Source organism: Pseudomonas brassicacearum, from assembly GCF_003732175.1.
Classification (GTDB): Bacteria; Pseudomonadota; Gammaproteobacteria; order Pseudomonadales; family Pseudomonadaceae; genus Aquipseudomonas; species Aquipseudomonas brassicacearum_G.
Genome location: NZ_MOBI01000005.1, coordinates 142,678 through 160,475 on the forward strand (window position 1 = coordinate 142,678; position 17,798 = coordinate 160,475).

At 60.6% G+C, this 17,798-nt stretch carries 14 protein-coding genes; 10 read left to right on the forward strand and 4 right to left on the reverse strand.

The genetic code is table 11. The annotated features are described in order from the left end of the window. Positions 1–188: 188 nt before the first annotated feature. Positions 189–452: a hypothetical protein gene (locus BK658_RS04690; RefSeq protein WP_123581271.1), complete on the forward strand. Its 264-nt coding sequence runs from the start codon at positions 189–191 to the stop codon at positions 450–452. 135 nt (positions 453–587) lie between these two features. Here BK658_RS04690 and gbdR read toward each other — a convergent pair whose 3' ends face one another. Together gbdR and BK658_RS04700 are read right to left on the reverse strand one after the other, a co-directional pair. Continuing rightward, positions 588–1,691, reverse strand: a complete 1,104-nt coding sequence (gbdR, locus tag BK658_RS04695) for a choline metabolism transcriptional regulator GbdR (RefSeq protein ID WP_123581272.1) — start codon at positions 1,689–1,691, stop codon at positions 588–590. 597 nt (positions 1,692–2,288) lie between these two features. Beyond that, positions 2,289–3,665, reverse strand: coding sequence for an L-serine ammonia-lyase (locus tag BK658_RS04700; RefSeq protein ID WP_123581273.1), 1,377 nt, complete (start codon positions 3,663–3,665; stop codon positions 2,289–2,291). A 429-nt stretch (positions 3,666–4,094) separates the two neighbouring features. On the opposite strand from BK658_RS04700, the gene BK658_RS04705 reads away from it, so the two are divergent. From BK658_RS04705 to choV, 3 genes are all read left to right on the forward strand, one after another. Continuing rightward, positions 4,095–5,045, forward strand: coding sequence for a choline ABC transporter substrate-binding protein (locus BK658_RS04705; protein ID WP_123581274.1), 951 nt, complete (start codon positions 4,095–4,097; stop codon positions 5,043–5,045). A gap of 66 nt (positions 5,046–5,111) precedes the next feature. After that, on the forward strand, positions 5,112–5,960 hold the full coding sequence (gene choW / locus BK658_RS04710; protein ID WP_123581397.1) for a choline ABC transporter permease subunit: 849 nt from the start codon (positions 5,112–5,114) through the stop codon (positions 5,958–5,960). Then, positions 5,957–7,135, forward strand: coding sequence for a choline ABC transporter ATP-binding protein (gene choV / locus BK658_RS04715; protein ID WP_123581275.1), 1,179 nt, complete (start codon positions 5,957–5,959; stop codon positions 7,133–7,135). Before choW ends, choV begins: the two co-directional genes overlap by 4 nt. A 250-nt stretch (positions 7,136–7,385) precedes the next feature. Here choV and BK658_RS04725 read toward each other — a convergent pair whose 3' ends face one another. Both BK658_RS04725 and BK658_RS29915 read right to left on the reverse strand, forming a co-directional pair. Further along, the gene (locus tag BK658_RS04725) at positions 7,386–9,326 is read right to left on the reverse strand and encodes a BCCT family transporter (RefSeq protein ID WP_259740050.1); all 1,941 of its coding nucleotides are present in this window, start codon (positions 9,324–9,326) and stop codon (positions 7,386–7,388) included. A 120-nt stretch (positions 9,327–9,446) separates the two neighbouring features. After that, positions 9,447–9,584: a hypothetical protein gene (locus tag BK658_RS29915; protein ID WP_185019776.1), complete on the reverse strand. Its 138-nt coding sequence runs from the start codon at positions 9,582–9,584 to the stop codon at positions 9,447–9,449. Between the two features lie 225 nt (positions 9,585–9,809). On the opposite strand from BK658_RS29915, the gene betI reads away from it, so the two are divergent. The 6 genes from betI (at position 9,810) to BK658_RS04760 (ending at position 17,779) form a co-directional block, all read left to right on the forward strand. Further along, positions 9,810–10,415, forward strand: coding sequence for a transcriptional regulator BetI (gene betI, locus BK658_RS04730; RefSeq protein ID WP_123581277.1), 606 nt, complete (start codon positions 9,810–9,812; stop codon positions 10,413–10,415). 96 nt (positions 10,416–10,511) lie between these two features. Then, positions 10,512–11,984 (forward strand): betaine-aldehyde dehydrogenase, encoded by a 1,473-nt coding sequence (gene betB, locus BK658_RS04735; RefSeq protein ID WP_123581278.1) that lies wholly within the window; start codon positions 10,512–10,514, stop codon positions 11,982–11,984. A 214-nt stretch (positions 11,985–12,198) separates the two neighbouring features. Next, positions 12,199–13,902: a choline dehydrogenase gene (gene betA, locus BK658_RS04745; protein WP_123581279.1), complete on the forward strand. Its 1,704-nt coding sequence runs from the start codon at positions 12,199–12,201 to the stop codon at positions 13,900–13,902. Positions 13,903–14,160: 258 nt separating this feature from the next. Next, positions 14,161–14,856, forward strand: coding sequence for an RraA family protein (locus tag BK658_RS04750; protein WP_071552994.1), 696 nt, complete (start codon positions 14,161–14,163; stop codon positions 14,854–14,856). 143 nt (positions 14,857–14,999) lie between these two features. Beyond that, positions 15,000–16,442: a TldD/PmbA family protein gene (locus BK658_RS04755; RefSeq protein WP_123581280.1), complete on the forward strand. Its 1,443-nt coding sequence runs from the start codon at positions 15,000–15,002 to the stop codon at positions 16,440–16,442. Further along, positions 16,442–17,779 carry a TldD/PmbA family protein gene (locus BK658_RS04760; protein ID WP_123581281.1) on the forward strand — a complete coding sequence of 446 codons (1,338 nt, stop codon included), beginning with the start codon at positions 16,442–16,444 and terminating at the stop codon, positions 17,777–17,779. The genes BK658_RS04755 and BK658_RS04760 overlap by 1 nt, the downstream gene beginning before the upstream one ends. Positions 17,780–17,798 lie beyond the last annotated feature (19 nt).

Sequence of the window (17,798 nt, forward strand, 5' to 3'; positions counted from 1 at the left end):
TTGCGCGAGGGTGACCAAACCTTCGTGAAGCCAGCTGAATCCAGTGTGCCCACTCCTCTGCCCCGCAAGTTAGCCGAAAACGACCTGTTCATAGGTATAGCGGCCATTGCGACAAATCGTCCTTGCCCCGCCCCATCACCCCTACCAGAATCGAACCACGACACCGTTCCCTGAAGAAGGATTGCGTCATGATGCACGCTGATTTGATTGACCAGGAAGACCTGTTGGGCCAGCTCAAGGCGCTTGGATTTGAAGTTCCGAGTGGGGCCACTGCAGAGCAGGCCTGTGAATGCGCAGTACGTGGTTTGAACGATGTGCGGGCCTCGACCCTGAGGACCATGGTCAAGCAGATGTACACCAGCAGCGCAACGATTCTGCCCACCGTGCGCCAGGCGATCGACAAGCAACTGCTGCCGGCGTTGGCGCAATACCAGCAAAGCCGTAGCGCCTGATTTTCAGGATGTAATCAACCTGTGGCGAGGGGGCTTGCCCCCGTTGGGTCGCGAAGCGGCCCCAAAAGCTTTGCGACTGCTGCGCAGCCGAACGGGGCGGTGCGGCGTTCCGACAAGCCCCCTCGCCACAAAGGTTTAGAGCCTTACGCTAGCGAAAGTCGACTCGTTTCGCGCCTGACTCAACGCCGACATCGGTCCGGACAACGGTGCCAACACCAGTGCCTGCGGGATCGGCATCATTGCCACCTGTTGGGTGGTGTTGGAACCGACGCGTTCGTCACGCGGTGGAATACCGAAGTATTCGCGGTAGCACTTGGAGAAGTGCGGGGTCGATACGAAGCCGCAGACCGAGGCCACTTCGATGATCGACATCGGCGTTTGCTTGAGCAATTGCCGGGCGCGGATCAGCCGCAGCTTGAGGTAGTAACGCGACGGCGAGCAGTGCAGGTATTTCTGGAACAGCCGCTCCAGCTGACGACGTGACACGGCGACGTACACCGCCAGTTCATCGAGGTCGATCGGCTCTTCAAGGTTGGCTTCCATCAGCGCGACGATTTCCTGCAACTTCGGCTGATTGGTGCCCAGCATGTGTTTGAGCGGCACGCGCTGGTGATCCTGTTCGTTACGAATGCGCTCGTAGACAAACATCTCCGAGATTGCTGCCGACAGTTCACGGCCGTGGTCGCGGCTGATCAGGTGCAGCATCATGTCCAGTGGCGCGGTGCCGCCGGAGCTGGTGAACCGGTTACGGTCGAGGGTGAACAAACGAGTGCTCATGGCCACACGCGGGAAAGCTTCCTGCATCGACGCCAGACATTCCCAGTGCACGCTGCAATCGAAACCGTCCAGCAGACCAGCACACGCCAGGGCCCAGCTGCCGGTGCAGACGGCGCCAAGACGGCGCGACTGGCGGGCTTGGCTTTGCAGCCACGACACGTGCTCACGGGTCACCGTGCGTTGAATGCCGATGCCACCGCAGACAATCACGGTGTCCAGGGCCGGGGCTTTGTGCATGGAGGCGTCGGGGGTGATTTGCAGACCGTCACTGGCCCAGACCTGGCCGCCGTCAACGGTGAGCGTGCTCCAGCGATACAGCTCGCGACCGGACAATTGGTTGGCCATGCGCAGGGGTTCTACTGCGGAGGCCAGAGAAATCAGCGTGAAATTGTCCAGCAGCAAAAAGCCGATGGATTGAGGCGCACGGTTCTGGGGTTGAGCCCCTGAGTTGAACGTCGTCATCGCGGTATCTCCTCACACAAAGCGGGTGATGGCCTCAGGCGGAGGCTCTTGTTATGGCCATCGTTCTCTTGCGTGAGACGGGGCTTTGTTATGACAGAGCAATTGCCATGCCTAAAGTTGAATGCGCATTCAATAACTCCTGAAAACGACGTCGCGATGTGTCTATATGTGTCTATAGAGCTCAGTCGACGAGTAAGGGTTATTTGGCTGGCAGGTGCCCTACCCCGCAGGGTTTGAGCAAATCGGTAGCACTTTTCGGAAACGCATCAAAAGGTGCCTGGAAAGAGTGTCACCCCAGGCACAGGTGACGAGCGGTCAGAGCCCGGAATGACGTCCGACCGCAGGAGATTTTTGTTGCCTATTTGCGACGCGCTAAAAGGTGGCGCGTTTTCGATTAGGTGTTCACTTAGCGCGCAGTTTTGATCATCCCTGTGGCGAGGGGGCTTGTCGGAACGCCGCACCGCCCCGTTGGGCTGCGAAGCGGCCCCAAAATCTGCATCCCTGTTCCCTCAGGCATACCGCACTCGCTGGATTTGCGCCCGCTACGCGGTCGAACGGGGGCAAGCCCCCTCGCCACAGGTTTTTACAGAATCCTGATCAACATTCAACCGCGCTGACCGCCAACCCACCGCGCGATGTCTCTTTGTATTTGTCGTGCATGTCAGCGCCGGTATCGCGCATGGTGCGGATCACCCGGTCCAGCGAGATGAAGTGCTGACCGTCACCGCGCAAGGCCATTTGCGCCGCATTGATCGCCTTCACCGCGGCAATCGCATTGCGCTCGATGCACGGCACCTGCACCAGCCCGCCGACAGGGTCGCACGTCAGGCCAAGGTTGTGCTCCAGGCCGATTTCCGCCGCGTTGCAGAGTTGCTCCGGCGTCGCACCAAGAATCTCCGCCAACCCGGCCGCCGCCATCGCGCAAGCCGAACCGACTTCGCCCTGGCAGCCGACTTCAGCGCCGGAAATCGAGGCGTTCTTTTTACACAGAATCCCGACCGCTGCCGCACCGAGGAAATAGTCGACGACGTTAGCGTCCGTCACCACCTCGCTGAACTTCATGAAGTAGTGCAACACCGCCGGGATGATCCCTGCCGCACCGTTGGTCGGTGCCGTGACCATCCGCCCGCCCGCCGCATTTTCTTCGTTGACCGCAAGGGCGAACAGGTTGACCCACTCCATGGCGCTCAAGGTCGAGCCGATCACATTGGGCTTGTTCAGTTCTTGCAGGCTGCGATGCAATTTAGCGGCGCGGCGCCGCACATTCAGACCGCCAGGCAGGATGCCTTCGTGCTTGAGGCCCTGCTCGACGCAGTCCTGCATGGCGCGCCAGAGCTTCATCAGGCCGTTGCGGATTTCCTCTTCCGAACGCCAGACCTTCTCGTTCGCCATCATTAGCTCGGCGACGCGCAGGTTGTGCTTCTGACACAGGGCAAGCAGCTCCGCCGCACTGGAAAAATCGTAAGGCAACACGGTGCGATCCAGATCGACCACGCCGCTTGAGGCCTGTGCCTCATCGACGACAAAACCACCGCCGACCGAATAGTAGGTGTCGCGATGCAACTCGCCGTGCTCACCTTCAGCCACCAGGGTCATCGCATTGGGATGGAACGGCAGGTTCTCGTCGATCAGGCGCATGTCCCGCGCCCAGATGAAGGGCACCGGCAAGCGACCGTCGAGCAACAGGGTGTGGGTTTCACGCAAGGTGTCGATGCGAATGCCGATTTGCGACGGGTCAATCGCATCCGGCCATTCACCCATCAAGCCCATGATCACCGCGTTGTCGCTGCCGTGACCGATGCCGGTAGCCGACAACGAACCGAACAGCTGGACCTCGATCCGGCGCACCTGCTCCAGCAGCCCCTTCTCGCGCAACGATTCGACGAACAACGCCGCAGCGCGCATAGGCCCCACCGTGTGCGAGCTAGAGGGGCCAATACCGATTTTGAACAGGTCGAAAACACTGATAGCCATGACGTGCGAGACTCCTCGATATGCAGATTCCAGGCGTCAAAGCACCCGGTGACGGAGCTGCTACGCTGAAGCTGCAATCCGCCGAGATGACCGCATCATCGGGCTTTTGCGATGTCGCTCGACGTCTCACACCGACGTACCCATGCCCACCAACGCCGCCAGCCGCAGACGTTACGTTTTGGCCGTTTTTTTACAGTTCAGAGGACTAAAAAGCGCTGAATAAAGCTGTAAACGACCTCACCGACACTGGATGCGACCATCCCTGTACTGGATACGACGCACCCTGTAGGCGTCAGAATTTCACTGGTCCATGATCAGTCTCGACTCGATTGCACGGCGCCGTGGCAGAGCAGTCGTCACACGCCCTCCAACCGCAACACCCATAAGTGCGGTCAGAACACCGCCAAAAAAACACTCAGGAGTCCACCCATGAAAATAGGTTCCCCGTCGTTGTTGTTGGCCGCCATGCTGAGTCTGCCGCTTCTGGCTCACGCCACAGAACCGGCACAGTGCAGTACCGTGAACTTCTCCGATGTCGGCTGGACCGACATCACCGCCACAACGGCGACCACCAGCGTCGTGCTCGACGCCTTGGGCTACAAGACCAAGACCACCATGATTTCCGTACCGGTGACTTACAAGTCCCTGGCTGACGGCAAGAACATGGACGTGTTCCTCGGCAACTGGATGCCGACCATGGAAAACGACATCAAGGCCTACCGCGATGCCGGCACCGTAGAAACCGTGCGCACCAACCTCAAAGGCGCCAAGTACACCCTGGCGGTGCCGCAAGCGCTTTACGACAAAGGCCTGCATGACTTCAAGGACATTGCCAAGTTCAAGAAAGAGCTGGACGGCAAGATCTATGGCATCGAGCCGGGTAACGATGGCAACCGCCTGATCCAGAGTATGATTGACAAGAACGCCTTCGGCCTCAAAGACGCTGGTTTCAAAGTGGTCGAGTCCAGCGAAGCGGGCATGCTCTCGCAAGTCGACCGCGCTCAGAAGCGCGATACCGCAGTGGTGTTCCTGGGCTGGGCACCGCACCCGATGAACAAGCGCTTCAAGATTCAGTACCTCACCGGTGGTGACGACTATTTCGGTCCGGATTTCGGTGCGGCGACAGTCCTGACCAACACCCGCAAAGGCTATACCCAGGAATGCAGCAACGTAGGCCAGTTGCTGAAAAACCTGGAGTTCACCGTGGACATGGAAAGCTCGCTGATGGGCAACATCCTGGACGACAAGATGAAGCCTGAAGCCGCCGCCAAGGCCTGGCTGAAAAAGAACCCACAGGTACTCAATACCTGGCTCGCTGGCGTGACCACCATTGACGGTAAACCTGGCCTGGAAGCCGTGAAAGCCAAGCTTGCACAGTAATTGTTGACGCCGGGCGAGTTCGCTCGCCCGGGCTGTTTTTTTCCTCGCATGCGGACGTTCACTACCATGCTGATTGATCAGAAAATCCCTTTAGGCCAGTACATCGCTGCCTTCGTTGAATGGTTGACGCAACACGGCGCCAGCACATTCGATGCGATCGCCACGACACTGGAAACGATGATCCACGGCGTGACGTTTGCGCTGACCTGGTTCAACCCGCTGGCACTGATCGGATTGATCGCATTGCTGGCTCACTTCATTCAACGCAAATGGGGCCTGACCGCTTTCGTCATCGCCTCCTTCCTGCTGATCCTCAATCTGGGTTACTGGCAGGAAACCATGGAAACCCTCGCCCAGGTGCTGTTCGCCACCTTCGTCTGCGTGATCATTGGCGTGCCGTTGGGCATCGTCGCCGCGCACAAACCGATGTTCTACACGCTGATGCGTCCGGTGCTCGATCTGATGCAGACCGTACCGACGTTCGTGTACCTCATTCCTACCCTGACCCTGTTCGGTCTGGGTGTGGTCCCGGGTCTGATTTCAACGGTAGTGTTCGCGATTGCCGCGCCTATCCGTCTGACCTACCTGGGCATCCGCGATGTGCCGCAAGAACTGATGGACGCCGGCAAGGCCTTTGGCTGCTCGCGCCGTCAACTGCTCTCGCGTATTGAACTGCCCTACGCCATGCCAAGCATCGCGGCCGGTATCACCCAGTGCATCATGCTGTCGTTGTCGATGGTGGTGATCGCGGCACTGGTGGGCGCCGATGGCCTGGGCAAACCCGTGGTCAACGCACTGAACACTGCTGATATCGCCCTGGGCTTCGAAGCCGGGTTGGCGATCGTACTGCTGGCGATCATGCTCGACCGTATCTGCAAACAACCCGACGCTAAAGTAGTAAGGGGTGACGCATGAGCATAATTCGGTTCGACAAGGTCGACGTGATCTTCTCCAAAGACCCGCGTGAAGCCCTGAAACTGCTCGACCAGGGCATGACCCGCGACCAGATCCTGAAAAAAACCGGGCAAATCGTTGGCGTTGAAAAAGCCAGCCTGGACATCGAGAAAGGCGAAATCTGCGTGCTGATGGGCCTCTCCGGCTCTGGCAAATCCAGCCTGCTGCGCTGCATCAACGGCTTGAACACGGTCAGCCGTGGCAAGCTGTTCGTCGAGCATGAAGGCCGCCAGATCGACATCGCCTCCTGCACCCCGGCCGAGCTGAAGATGATGCGCACCAAGCGCATCGCCATGGTGTTCCAGAAGTTCGCCCTGATGCCTTGGCTGACGGTGCGCGAGAACATCAGCTTCGGTCTCGAAATGCAGGGTCGTCCCGAGAAGGAACGTCGCCAGCTGGTCGACGAAAAACTCGAACTGGTCGGCCTGGCCCAATGGCGCAACAAGAAGCCCGACGAACTCTCCGGCGGCATGCAGCAACGTGTGGGCCTGGCCCGCGCGCTGGCGATGGACGCCGACATTCTGCTGATGGACGAACCCTTCTCGGCACTGGACCCGCTGATTCGCCAGGGCCTGCAAGACGAACTGCTGGAACTGCAACGCAAGCTGCACAAGACCATCGTCTTCGTCAGTCACGACCTCGATGAAGCGCTGAAACTCGGCAGCCGTATCGCAATCATGAAAGACGGCCGGATCATCCAGTACAGCAAGCCGGAAGAAATCGTCCTCAACCCGGCCGATGACTACGTGCGGACCTTCGTCGCGCACACCAACCCGCTGAACGTACTGTGCGGTCGCAGCCTGATGCGCACGCTGGACAACTGCAAACGCATCAACGGCTCGGTATGCCTGGATCCGGGCGGCGATTCGTGGCTGGACCTGGCCGAAGGCAACACCATCAAGGGTGCACGCCAGAACGGCTCAAGCCTGGACCTGCAGAACTGGGTACCGGGGCAAGCAGTGGAAGGCCTGGGCCGTCGCCCAACGCTGGTGGACTCGAACATCGGCATGCGCGACGCGTTGCAGATTCGTTATCAGACCGGCAACAAGCTGGTGCTGCATGACAACAATCATGTGGTGGGGATTCTCGGCGACAGCGAGCTGTACCACGCGCTGCTCGGCAAGAACCTGGGGTAAGACAGCAGACACAAAAACGCCGCGTAGATCGCGGCGTTTTTGTTAGTGCAACAGTTGGACTGCAAACACCGATTACTGTGGCGAGGGGGCTTGCCCCCGTTGGGTCGCGCAGCGGCCCTGATACTCGCGACCCGGTTCTTGCAGATAACCGCGCTTCATGGATTTGCGGTTGCTACGCAACCGAACGGGGGCAAGCCCCCTCGCCACAATAGTGCTGCGGTGCATTCACTGCACCGCATCACCTCAAGCGTTAGCTATAGACACGGCCCAGGAGCTGCCGATGGCTTTCAAACTGATCGAGCACATCACGGGTGATCTGATCCTGAGTGAAGCCCATCAAGTCGTACTCCTGGCTGCCGTTGTGCAGGTACACCTCGGCGCGGTAGTAACGCGTGCGCGCTTCATCCGGGTTCGGCGACTCGCTCGGCGCTGCCAGATAGCCGTCCAGGCTCACTTCGTAGACAAACGGGTTGCCCTCTTCCATCTCGATCCGCACGCCCATGCAACGCTTGGCTTTACCCAGCAACGTTTGCACGTCCAGACCCTGGGTACGCAATTGCGCCGCCGCATCTTCCAGCGCCGGGCTGACGTGTTTGTCCATGAAGCGCTGAACGATCGACTGGCTCGGTTGCAGGTCCAGCTGGGTCAAACGCTCGCTGAAACCACGACGACCACGTGCCGCCAGCTCGGCTTGTTCCTGCTCGATCTGCACGTCCTGGCGCATGGCCTTGTGCAAGCCGAACATGAAGAACACCAGCACCACCGAGAACGGCAGACCGGCCAGCACCACCATGGTTTGCATGGCTTCGAAGTTACCGGCGAACAGCAGGCCGATGGTCACCAGCGTGATCACCACCGACCAGAAGATCCGCAGCCAGTGCGGGGCGTCTTCGTCGACGTTGCCGCCCTTGCAGGACAGGTTCGCCATCATCACCGCGCCAGAGTCGGCCGGGGTCAGGAACAACACGAAGCCGACAAAAATCGACACACCGATCACGATCTTCGACGCCGGGTAGTGCTCAAGCAGTTGATAGATCGCCATGGACGGCTGTTCCAGCGCCGTCTTCCCAAGCTCCACCGCCCCGTGGTTCATCACCAGATCCAGCGCCGAGTTACCGAAGATCGACAGCCAGGCCAAGGTGAAGCCCAGCGGAATCAGCAGCACGCCGGCCACCAGTTCACGCACGGTACGACCGCGAGAAATACGCGCGATGAACATGCCTACGAATGGCGCCCAGGAAATCCACCAGGCCCAGTAGAACAGGGTCCACAGGCCCAACCAGCGCTCGGATTTGGCGTTGTCGGCTTCGTACACGTACAGGTCGAAGGTTTTCAGCACCACGCCATTCAGGTAGTCGCCGATGTTCTGCACGAAGCCGTTGAGCAGGTGCAGGGTCGGGCCGAACAGCAGGACGAAAATCAGCAGGCCGCTGAACAGCACGATGTTCAGGTTGGACAGACGGCGGATGCCGTTTTCCACGCCCGACACGGCAGCAATGGTCGCCACGGTGCTCATCACGATGATCACGATCAGCAGGTTGGTGTTGCTGTGCTCCATGCCGAACAGATTCTCAAGACCCGACGACACTTGCAGCGAACCAATCCCCAGGTTGGTCACCAGCCCCAACAGGGTCACGAACATGCCAAAGCCATCCACCGCATGACCGGCCGCGCCTTTGACCCAACGCTCGCCCACCAGCGGATACAGCGCCGAACGCAACGCCAGCGGCTGGTTATGACGGTAAGCAAAGTACGCCACGGCCAGACCGACCAAGGCGTAGATCGCCCAGCCATGCAGGCCCCAATGCAGGAACGTCAGCTGCACCGCCTGGCGCGCTGCCAGGTTGCTGCCCGCCACGCCTTCCGGCGGATTGAAGTAGTGATCCAGCGGTTCGGATGCACCGAAGTACAGCAGCGAGATGCCGATACCGGACGAGAACAACATCCCGGCCCAGGCGCCATAGCTGAAGTCCGGGGTATCGTCCTTGCTGCCCAGCTTGAGCTTGCCGTAGGACGAGAACGCCAGGCCGACGACGAATACCAAATAGGCGGCGATCACCACCATGTAGTACCAGCCGAAGCTGCGCGACAACCAGGCCTGAGCGATCCCCAGCATTCTCCCGGCTTCTTGCGGCGCGGCGATGAGGATGGCGGTCAGCAGCAGGATCAATGCGGTCGAGGTGTAGAACACCCAACCGTTGACCGTCACCTTATCGGGTGGGGTCTTTATAAGAGAGGCAGAACTCATTGCACAGATGCTCCAGGCAGTGCGAGAGAAAGACACAAGGCAAAGCAGTACCCGACCAATCGGTTAGTTGGCAGCCGACCTGCGGGTGATATAAAGACACCCCGAAAAAAGCCCGAAACCGCGGCAGCCGTGTTGAAAACCGACCTCGATGATCGCGCGCGCGTACATGACGCAGCGCATGACCCTGAGCGTCTTGCCCATACAACGCGTCCATTGAAATCGGTTCGCAGCATGCCCCGTGCGGGTTTCGAGCATTTTTCGGATGTCGTTTTTCCGCCAACCACATGTAGGAAAAACCTGTAGGCAGCGACGATTTGTCGCAGATCTTATTCTTTGTTGATTGAACGTTCAATCAAAACAAAATAGACTGGCCCTCAATCCGGTAGCCGTTTTTCGTCCACCGGGAGGCCTAAGGAGATGTGCAAGATGCCCAAGGTCGGTATGCAACCCATCCGCCGTCAGCAGTTGATCGAAGCCACATTGCAGGCCGTCGATCAGGTCGGGATGGGGGACGCCAGCATTGCGCTGATCGCCCGTTTGGCCGGTGTCTCGAATGGCATCATCAGTCACTATTTTCAGGACAAGAATGGCCTGATCGCCGCCACGATGCGGTATCTGATGAGCGTCCTCAGCGAGAACGTCACCGCGCGCCGCCTGGCGCTGGGAGATAACAGCCCGCGGGCTCATCTTCAGGTGATTATCGAAGGCAACTTCGACGCCAGCCAGGTCAATGGCCCGGCAATGAAAACCTGGTTGGCCTTCTGGGCAACCAGCATGCACCAACCGTCTTTACACAGGTTGCAGCGGATCAACGATCACCGCCTGTATTCCAACCTGTGCTGCGAGTTCCGCCGAGTGCTGCCGCTTGATCAGGCACGCAGCGCAGCACGCGGGCTGGCGGCCCTGATTGATGGTTTGTGGTTGCGCGGCGCGCTGTCGGGAGACGCTTTCGACACCGAGCAGGCACAACGAATCGCTTACGAATATATGGATATCCAACTGGCTAAGCAGGAGTTGCTGGAGCACACATAACCGCTCGGCCCCTGAACGGCTACTGATCAACGTGCCCAGGCTTTACGGCACGCCCAGTGGCTGACGCCAATAACTAAATGCACTTGCGAGGACTCTATGGCCCGTTTCGAACTGCAAAAACTTTACATCGACGGCGGTTACTCCGACGCCAGCGGCGACGCCACCTTCGAAGCCATCAACCCGGCTAACGGTGAAGTTCTCGCCACAGTGCAACGTGCAACCTTCGCCGACGTCGAGCGCGCTGTCGTCAGCGCCGAAAAAGGCCAGAAAATCTGGGCCGCGATGACCGCCATGGAGCGTTCGCGCATCCTGCGCCGTGCCGTTGAAATCCTGCGCGAGCGCAACGATGAACTGGCCGCACTGGAAACCCTGGACACCGGCAAGGCGTACTCCGAAACCCGCTACGTCGACATCGTTACCGGCGCTGACGTACTGGAATACTACGCAGGCCTGGTGCCAGCCATCGAAGGCGAACAAATCCCGCTGCGTACCACGTCGTTCGTTTACACCCGTCGCGAGCCACTGGGCATCGTGGCCGGTATCGGCGCGTGGAACTACCCGATCCAGATCGCCCTATGGAAATCCGCTCCAGCCCTGGCGGCCGGTAACGCGATGATCTTCAAGCCGAGCGAAGTCACTTCCCTGACCACCTTGAAACTGGCTGAGATCTATACCGAAGCGGGCCTGCCAGCGGGCGTGTTCAACGTTCTGACCGGTAGCGGCCGTGAAGTCGGCACCTGGCTGACCGAGCACCCACGCATCGAAAAAATCTCCTTCACCGGCGGCACCGACACCGGCAAGAAGGTCATGGCCAGCGCTTCCGGCTCGTCCTTGAAAGACGTGACCATGGAACTGGGCGGCAAATCCCCGCTGATCATTTTCGACGACGCCGACCTCGATCGCGCCGCCGACACCGCCATGATGGCCAACTTCTACAGCTCCGGCCAGGTCTGCACCAACGGCACTCGCGTGTTCGTACCGAGCCACCTGAAAGCGGCTTTCGAAGCCAAGATCGTGGAACGCGTTGCGCGCATCCGCGTCGGCAACCCGCAAGACGAAAACACCAACTTCGGCCCGCTGGTCAGCTTCGCCCACATGGAAAGCGTATTGGGCTACATCGCCAAAGGTAAGGAAGAAGGTGCTCGCCTGCTGTGCGGCGGCGATCGTCTGACCGACGGCGAATTCGCCAAAGGCGCTTTCGTGGCGCCGACCGTGTTCACCGACTGCACCGACGAGATGACCATCGTTCGTGAAGAAATCTTTGGCCCGGTGATGAGCATCCTCACCTTTGATACCGAAGAAGAAGTGATCCGCCGCGCCAACGACACCGAGTTCGGCCTGGCCGCCGGCGTCGTCACCAAGGACCTCAACCGCGCTCACCGCGTGATTCATCAACTGGAAGCCGGTATCTGCTGGATCAACGCCTGGGGCGAGTCCGACGCCAAGATGCCGGTCGGCGGCTACAAGCAATCGGGTGTGGGCCGTGAGAACGGCATCAGCTCGCTGAACAACTTCACCCGCATCAAATCGGTACAGGTCGAGCTGGGCGATTACGCCTCGGTTTTCTGATCTGACGCACAACCTGTGGCAGGGGCCTTTTGTGGCGAGGGAGCTTGCTCCCGCTGGGCCGCAAAGCGGCCCCAACCCAGGCACTGTGTTTCTTCAGACAAACCACAGTCGCTGATTTTGCGACTGCTGCGCAGCCGAACGGGGGCAAGCCCCCTCGCCACAATTGGGTGGCGCCAGGCTCGCGACCTGACCACATTTCAAGAGGGTGCATTCAATGTCCCAGGAATACGACTACATCATCATCGGGGCCGGCTCTGCCGGTAACACCCTGGCGACCCGTCTGACTGAAGACGAAGGCGTCACCGTCCTGCTGCTCGAAGCCGGCGGCCCGGACTACCGTTTCGACTTCCGCACGCAAATGCCTGCGGCACTGGCGTTCCCGCTGCAAGGCCGTCGCTACAACTGGGCCTACGAGACCGATCCAGAGCCACACATGGACGGCCGCCGGATGGAATGCGGTCGCGGCAAGGGCCTCGGCGGTTCTTCGCTGATCAACGGCATGTGCTACATCCGCGGTAACGCCATGGACTACGACGGCTGGGCGAAAAACCCTGGCCTGGAAGACTGGAGCTACCTGGACTGCCTGCCGTATTTCCGCAAAGCCGAAACCCGCGACATCGGCCCGAACGACTACCACGGTGGCGAAGGCCCGGTCAGCGTGACCACGCCTAAAGCCGGCAACAACCCGCTGTTCCACGCGATGGTTGAAGCAGGCGTGCAGGCCGGTTACCCGCGTACCGAAGATTTGAACGGCTACCAGCAGGAAGGTTTCGGCCCGATGGACCGTACCGTGACGCCTAAAGGCCGTCGCTCCAGCACCGCACGCGGCTACCTGGACATCGCCAAAAAGCGTTCGACCCTGAACATCGTCACCCACGCCCTGACCGACAAGATTCTGTTCGAAGGCAAGCGTGCGGTCGGCGTACGTTACCTGGTGGGCAGCGCCGAAGAGCCCGTTGAAGCCCGTGCACGCAAAGAAGTGTTGCTGTGCAGCGGCGCGATCGCTTCGCCGCAAATCCTCCAACGCTCCGGCGTCGGCCCGGCCAAGCTGCTCAAGAGCCTCGACATTCCTGTGGTTCACGACCTGCCTGGCGTCGGCGAGAACCTGCAGGACCACCTGGAGCTGTACCTGCAATATGCGTGCACCCAGCCGGTTTCGCTGTACCCGTCGCTGCTCTGGTACAACCAGCCGGCCATTGGTGCCGAGTGGCTGTTCAACGGCACCGGCATCGGTGCCAGCAACCAGTTCGAGGCCGGTGGTTTTATCCGTACCCGTCCGGACTTCGAATGGCCGAACATTCAGTACCACTTCCTGCCGGTGGCGATTAACTACAACGGCAGCAACGGTGTGAAAGAGCACGGCTTCCAGGCGCACATGGGTTCCATGCGCTCGCCAAGCCGCGGCCGCATCCAGGTCAAATCCAAGGATCCGCGCCAGCACCCGAGCATCCTGTTCAACTACATGGCCACCGAGCAAGACTGGCAGGAGTTCCGTGACGGCATCCGCCTGACCCGTGAAATCATGCAGCAGCCGGCACTCGACGCGTTCCGTGGTCGCGAGCTGAGCCCAGGCATCGAGGTACAAACTGACGAGCAACTCGACAAGTTCATCCGTGAACACGCCGAAACCGCGTTCCACCCGTCCTGCTCGTGCAAAATGGGCACCGACGAAATGGCCGTGGTCGATGGCCAGGGTCGCGTCCACGGGATGCAAGGTCTGCGCGTAGTCGATGCCTCGATCATGCCGCTGATCACCACCGGTAACCTGAACGCGCCAACGATCATGATCGCCGAGAAAATCGCCGACAAGATCCGTGGTCGTCAGCCATTGCCTCGCAGCAAGGCCAAGTACTACGTCGCGGGCGATGCCCCGGTGCGTGGCAAGCCGTTGCGTGAAGTGGGCCCTACCGCGCAGTAACACCACACTGATCGTTCCCACGCTCCGCGTGGGAATGCATCCTGTGACGCTCCGCGTCACGCCTGCAAAGGGACGCGGAGCGTCCCGGGCGGCATTCCCACGCAGAGCGTGGGAACGATCCGTATCAACACCTTCCTGCTGCACACCCGCTTCACCCTTGATCCCACCCCCCGCGCAGGCCTAATCTAGTCACCGCGCAAACGTTTCACCCCCCGCCCCATCGACAAGCCGCCACCTGGCTGGCCACGAGGCTTACTCATGTTTGATGTCGTGTCTTCGAGCAAATGGCCCACCGGCTACCTGATCAATCCAAACGTAGAACCCCTCGATCCGAAATGGCTTCAGGCATTCAGCAAGATCCCCGCCGCCGCCGTCAGCGACTGCCTGGGCCGCAACGTCGGTGGCCTGGGCTTGAAAGCCTTCCACGGCAATGCGCCGATGCTGGGCAGTGCGCTGACTGTTCGCGTGCGTCCCGGTGACAACCTGATGATTCTCAAAGCCATGCAGATGGCCCGCCCGGGCGACGTGCTGGTGATCGACGGCAGTGCCGACCTGACCCGCGCCGTGTTCGGCGGCATCATGCGCGCCATGGCCCTCAAGGCCGGGATCGTCGGCGTGGTAATCAACGGCGCCCTGCGAGACCTCGATGAATGGCAAACCGGTGAACTGCCGGCCTACGCCATCGGCGGCGTACACCGTGGCCCGAGCACCGACGGTGGCGGCGAAATCAACGTGCCGATCTCCTGCGCCGGCATGCTGGTTGCCCCTGGCGACCTGATGATTGGCGACGGCGACGGCGTGGTGGCGGCATCGCGCAGCGAACTGCCGGAGCTGCTGGTGCGCTGCCACGACCTGCTGGCTCGCGAAAAGGCTACGCTTGCGGCTATCGAAGCCGGAACGCTGGACCCGGATCGTTTCGACGCCATCCTGCGCGCCAAGGGTTGCCCGGTCTAAACACCTTACCACCTGATCGTTCCCACGCTCTGCGTGGGAATGCCTCAATGGACGCTCTGCGTCCGCTTTGGATGTGACGCAGAGCGTCACGGGCTGCATTCCCACGCGGAGCGTGGGAACGATCTAACTACGGAGGTTCTTCAATGTTCGATTTCCACCCCCAGCTCAAGCAGCGTTTCGCTGCCTTGCGCACGGGCGCCGAGTTTTTTTCGCTGCGCTATGTGCGCGAGTCGGGTCAGTACCTGTCGGTACGCAAAAACGTTGCCGAGCCTCCAAGCCTGAGTCGTGACGAAGGGGCGATGCTGACTGCACGGGTCAATGGCGTCGAAGCCTATGCCGCGACCAACGACCTGTCGCCATCAGGTCTGCAAGCCGCCCTCGACCGCGCCGAACGACAGGCCCGCTCGATGGCCGCCCACGCCCTGCTCGACCTGCGCCAGCAGCCGGTTTCCAGCGAGCGCGCCGACTACCTGTCACCGAACCTTGCACAACCGTTCCCGTCCCTCAGCGATTGCTACCAACTGCTCGGCGCCGAATCCGCCGCCGTGCCCAAGGACGAGCGACTGGTGAACTGGCAGGTCAGCATCGGCATCACCCATGTCGAGCAGATCTACCTCAACAGCGCAGGCGCCGAATTGCGCCAGGCGCAACGTTTCGTCTACCCGGGGCTGGACGTCACCGCCTACGACGGCAACGACAGCCAGACCCGCAGCCTGGGCCGCGAAAACTTCGGCCAGCAAGGCGGCGCGGACGTAATCAGCCGTTGCGGGCTGATTGGCGCCGGCCCGCACGTCGCCGATCAGGCGCTGCAATTGCTGCTGGCACCGAACACGCCGCAAGGCAAACGCGACCTGCTGCTGATGCCGGACCAGATGATGCTGCAGATCCACGAGTCCATCGGTCACCCGCTGGAGCTCGACCGCATCCTCGGCGACGAGCGCAATTACGCCGGCACCAGTTTCGTCAAAACCAGCGATTTCGGCAGCCTGCAATACGGCTCCAAACTGCTCAACGTGACCTTCGACCCAGACATTCCCGAGCAGCTCGCCAGCTACGGTCATGACGACGACGGCTCGGCGGCGAGCAAACAATTCCTGATCCACGAAGGCTTGCTGATCCGTCCGTTGGGTGGTGCGCTGTCGCAATTTCGCGCAGGCCTCGACGGCGTCGCCAACAGTCGCGCCTGCGGCTGGAACCGTCCGCCCATCGACCGCATGGCCAACCTCAACATCGAGCCTGGCGACCAGTCGCTCGAACAGTTGATCGGAGGCATTGAACACGGCGTGCTGATGTCGACTAACCGCTCATGGTCAATTGACGATGCGCGGAATAAATTCCAGTTCGGCTGCGAGTGGGGTCAGTTGATTGAAAACGGTGAACTCAAAGGCGTGGTGAAAAACCCGAACTACCGGGGTATCTCTGCGCAATTCTGGCGCAACCTCAGTGCCGTTGGCGACACCAGCACCTTCAAGGTGCTGGGCACGCCGAACTGCGGCAAGGGCGAGCCGAACCAGGTGATCCGCGTCGGCCACGCGTCGCCGGCCTGCGTGTTCAGCAACATTGATGTGTTTGGAGGAGACGCCTGATGAGTACGACGTTGAGTCAGGTCGAGCAATTCAAAGGACTGGTGGCCTGGTTGCGCAGCGCGGTGCGCGAGCCTGAGCAGTTCACCCTGAGCTACGCCGCCGAATCGTCGGCGTTTGTGCGCTTCAACCACGCCAAGGTGCGTCAGGCTGGCCAGGTCCAGCAGGCCAGTGTCGGTTTCAAACTGATCAATGACGGCCGGCATGCGGACCTCAGCATCACCTTCGCCGGTGATCCCGAGGTCGACCTTCAGCGCCTGGCCGAAGGTCTGCAACAGCTGCGCGAAACGCTGCCGTTGTTGCCGCAGGATCCGTATCTGCTGCTCAACCACACGGGTTGGCAGAGCAAGAACGTGCAGGATCACCCGTTGCCGGACACCGAGCAGGTGGTCGCCGAAATCGCCCGCGCCGCCGAAGGGCTCGATCTGGTCGGCTTCTACGCCGCCGGGCCGATTAGCCGAGGGTTCGCCAGTTCGTCCGGCGCCTTTGGCTGGCATCAGGCCAACAGCTTCAATTTCGACTTCAGCCTGTTCCACGCCAATGGCCAAGCGGTGAAAGCCAGCTACGCCGGGCACGACTGGAACAGCGAAGGTTTCGCCAAACGCTTTCAGCAGGCCCGCGAGCAACTGGAGTTCCTGGGGCGGCCACTGCGCACGCTGGCGCCGGGTCAGTACCGCGCCTATCTGGCGCCAGCTGCTTTGGAAGAAATCGTCGGCATGCTCTGCTGGGGTGGTTTCTCCGCACAGTCGATTGCCAGCAAAAGCAGCCCGCTGCAAAAACTCTACGCCGGTGATAGCGCGTTCAGCCCATTGCTCTCGCTGGATGAAAAAGTCAGCGGTTCCCTGAGTCCGGCGTTTTCCGGCGAAGGCTACCCGCGCAGCGATCTCGGGTTGATCGTTGCGGGCAAGGCTGGCGAGCGGCTGGTGGGCTCGCGCAGCGCCGCCGAATATGGCCTGACCGCCAATGGTGCCGGTGGCGGCGAGTCGCCAAGTGCCTTGAACATGGCCGCCGGAGTGTTGCCGGAAGCCGAGATTCTCAAGCAACTCGGCACCGGTCTGTATATCAGCAACCTGTGGTACCTGAATTACTCGGACCAACCGGCCGCACGCTTGACCGGCATGACCCGTTTCGCGACCTTCTGGGTCGAAAACGGCGAGATTCAGGCACCGGTCAGCACCATGCGCTTCGATGACAGCGCCTACAGCCTGCTCGGTTCGCAGCTGGAAGCACTGACCCGTGAGCGTGAACTGATTTTGTCGCCCAGCACCTACAGCCAGCGGGCCACGGCTTCGGCGGTGTTGCCGGGAGCGCTGGTCAGCCGCCTGACGTTGACGCTGTAAACACAATTGATCGCTCCCA

What these genes read in the sequence shown, in the direction of transcription:
- BK658_RS04690 (WP_123581271.1), top strand. Translation starts at nt 189, where the DNA reads ATGATGCACGCTGATTTGATTGACCAGGAAGACCTGTTGGGCCAGCTC.
- gbdR (WP_123581272.1), bottom strand. Translation starts at nt 1,691, where the DNA reads ATGACGACGTTCAACTCAGGGGCTCAACCCCAGAACCGTGCGCCTCAA.
- BK658_RS04700 (WP_123581273.1), bottom strand. Translation starts at nt 3,665, where the DNA reads ATGGCTATCAGTGTTTTCGACCTGTTCAAAATCGGTATTGGCCCCTCT.
- BK658_RS04705 (WP_123581274.1), top strand. Translation starts at nt 4,095, where the DNA reads ATGAAAATAGGTTCCCCGTCGTTGTTGTTGGCCGCCATGCTGAGTCTG.
- choW (WP_123581397.1), top strand. Translation starts at nt 5,112, where the DNA reads ATGCTGATTGATCAGAAAATCCCTTTAGGCCAGTACATCGCTGCCTTC.
- choV (WP_123581275.1), top strand. Translation starts at nt 5,957, where the DNA reads ATGAGCATAATTCGGTTCGACAAGGTCGACGTGATCTTCTCCAAAGAC.
- BK658_RS29915 (WP_185019776.1), bottom strand. Translation starts at nt 9,584, where the DNA reads ATGGGCAAGACGCTCAGGGTCATGCGCTGCGTCATGTACGCGCGCGCG.
- betI (WP_123581277.1), top strand. Translation starts at nt 9,810, where the DNA reads ATGCCCAAGGTCGGTATGCAACCCATCCGCCGTCAGCAGTTGATCGAA.
- betB (WP_123581278.1), top strand. Translation starts at nt 10,512, where the DNA reads ATGGCCCGTTTCGAACTGCAAAAACTTTACATCGACGGCGGTTACTCC.
- betA (WP_123581279.1), top strand. Translation starts at nt 12,199, where the DNA reads ATGTCCCAGGAATACGACTACATCATCATCGGGGCCGGCTCTGCCGGT.
- BK658_RS04750 (WP_071552994.1), top strand. Translation starts at nt 14,161, where the DNA reads ATGTTTGATGTCGTGTCTTCGAGCAAATGGCCCACCGGCTACCTGATC.
- BK658_RS04755 (WP_123581280.1), top strand. Translation starts at nt 15,000, where the DNA reads ATGTTCGATTTCCACCCCCAGCTCAAGCAGCGTTTCGCTGCCTTGCGC.
- BK658_RS04760 (WP_123581281.1), top strand. Translation starts at nt 16,442, where the DNA reads ATGAGTACGACGTTGAGTCAGGTCGAGCAATTCAAAGGACTGGTGGCC.